The sequence below is a fragment of the Nonomuraea sp. NPDC049784 genome (assembly GCF_040659615.1).
Lineage (GTDB): Bacteria > Actinomycetota > Actinomycetes > Streptosporangiales > Streptosporangiaceae > Nonomuraea.
On the sequence record NZ_JBFAMX010001271.1, the window covers coordinates 1 to 1,178 of the forward strand.

A 1,178-nucleotide genomic window follows, 5' to 3' on the forward strand; every position below is an offset into this window, starting at 1 on the left:
CGGCCAGCAGCAGCGGGTCGCGATCGCCCGGGCCCTGGTCACCCAGCCGGACCTGCTGTTCGCCGACGAGCCCACCGGAAACCTGGACAGCACCACGTCGGCGGAGGTGCTGGATCACCTGCGCCGGTCGGTGCGCGAGCTCGGCCAGACCGTCGTGATGGTCACCCACGAGCGGGACGCGGCGACCTACGCCGACGACGTGGTCACCATGCAGGACGGGCGGATCGCCTGATGCGCACCGTCTTCCTCGCGTCGCTGCGCACCCACACCCGCAGGTACGTCGCAGCGGCCATCGCGGTCATCGTCTCGGTCGCCTTCGCCGTCGTGGTCGGCGTGCTCACCGCCGGGGCACGGAGCGGACTCATGGAGGGCTTCGGGGCGCCGTACCGCAATGCCGACCACGTGGTCGACGCCGACCACGTGGACGACACCCTGGACACGTCAGTCGCGATCGAGATCGTCGAGCGCCTTGGCGAGAACGCATCCGGGCTCGGCCTGGTCCTGCTGCCGATGCGCGCGGGCGACAGGTCGGCCTCCGAGGCGACCGTGGGGCCGATCGCCCCTGCGGAGGAGATGCGCTGGCAGAAGCTCATCTCGGGCCGCTTCCCGGAACGCACGGGCGAGGCGGTGGTGCACGTGTGGGACGCCCAGGCCAGGGGAATCGCGATCGGCGACCGGATTCGGATCGGCGAGGGCGCCACCGCGACCGACCTAGAAGTGGTCGGCCTCGTGGAGTCGCCCTCTCCCTCGGCCCAGGCCTCGGTGTACGTCACCTGGCCGCAGTTCCTGCACTGGCGCGACCACCCCTCCTTCCACGTGAGCAAGGTGGCGGTACGCGGGGAGGTAGGCCAGCTCCCGGAGGGCGCCGCGCTGTACTCGCCGGAGGAGTACGTCACGGCAGCCCTGGCCAAGCTCCACAACCGGACGGACGCGTTTGCGTTGATGCTGTTGGTGTTCGCCGGCATCGCGCTCTTCGTCTCGGTCCTGGTCATCGCGAACACGTTCTCCATCCTGTTCGCGCAACGACTGCGCGACTTCGCACTGCTGCGCTGCATCGGCGCGACCCGGCGGCAGGTGGTGGGTTCGGTACGCCGGGAGGCGGCCGCCGTCGGCGTGCTCGCGTCGCTGACCGGGACACTGGTCGGCGTCGGCCTCGGCTACGGGCTGATCGCCCTGAT

The 1,178-nt window shown here is 70.8% G+C and carries 2 protein-coding genes; both read left to right on the forward strand.

Going from position 1 to position 1,178, the window contains the following annotated elements; all coding sequences use genetic code 11:
• Positions 1–232: ATP-binding cassette domain-containing protein (locus tag AB0J09_RS65340; RefSeq protein WP_360714617.1), on the forward strand; the 232-nt coding region annotated here is incomplete at its 5' end.
• The coding region (locus tag AB0J09_RS65345; RefSeq protein WP_360714619.1) for an ABC transporter permease at positions 232–1,178 on the forward strand (947 nt) is incomplete at its 3' end. The genes AB0J09_RS65340 and AB0J09_RS65345, both read left to right, overlap by 1 nt.